At 65.8% G+C, this 691-nt stretch carries 1 protein-coding gene; it reads right to left on the minus strand.

Translation table 11 applies throughout. The features are described 5' to 3' along the window. Positions 1-88: 88 nt before the first annotated feature. Complete coding sequence (locus tag ABWU19_RS15010) at positions 89-598, minus strand: extracellular solute-binding protein (RefSeq protein WP_435902430.1); 510 nt, start codon at positions 596-598, stop codon at positions 89-91. Positions 599-691 lie beyond the last annotated feature (93 nt).

Consider the following 691-nt stretch of genomic DNA (forward strand, 5'->3'; position numbering starts at 1 on the left):
AAGAGGTAAGCGAGGCCGTACCGTTGCCAGAATCGGAAAAGGGCCATGGTATTGGGGTAAGGGGGGGGCGTTAGCCCCCCCTTCTGCGCTACCTCAAGGCGCTATTGATGGCGGCGGAAGCCTTGTCCATCAGGTCCTTGAGGGCCTCCTGGGTAAGGCGCTTCTGCGCCACCAGGTCCCAGGCCATGCCCAGGTGTTGCACCGCCAGGTTCTCCACCCCGCCCCAGCCCGCCAGGCTGGGATAGGTGCGCCCAAACTGGGCCGCCTGGACGAAGACCCGCATGAGGGGATTCCCGTGGATCTCGGGGGCGTTCCAGGCGGTCCGCAGGGCGGGGAGCAAGCCGCTCATGCGGGCGTAGGTCACCTGGGCCTCCGGGCTGCCCAGGTACTTCAGGAGCTCCTTGGCCAGCTCCTTGTTCTTGGAGAAGCTGAAGAGGGCCAGGTTGGAGCCGCCGAAGAAGGTGTACCGCCCCCTGGGGCCTATGGGATAGGGGGCTACCCCCAGGTTCCTGGCGGCTACCCGCTCGGCGAACCCCCCTTGGGCCTCGGCACCTGGGCCCGCTGGATCATCCAGGGGCCGCTGGCGAAAACGGCGCATTTGCCCGCCTGGAAGTCGGCCTCAATCTGGGCCGTGTTTTTCTCCAGGCTTTCGGCAGGGACATAGCCTTTCTGGGCCAGGGATAGGAAGAAG

It is taken from the genome of Meiothermus cerbereus (assembly GCF_051297115.1).
Taxonomy (GTDB): domain Bacteria; phylum Deinococcota; class Deinococci; order Deinococcales; family Thermaceae; genus Meiothermus; species Meiothermus cerbereus_A.

Coding starts and splice junctions, on each gene's coding strand:
- ABWU19_RS15010 (WP_435902430.1), bottom strand. CDS start 598: ATGCGCCGTTTTCGCCAGCGGCCCCTGGATGATCCAGCGGGCCCAGGT.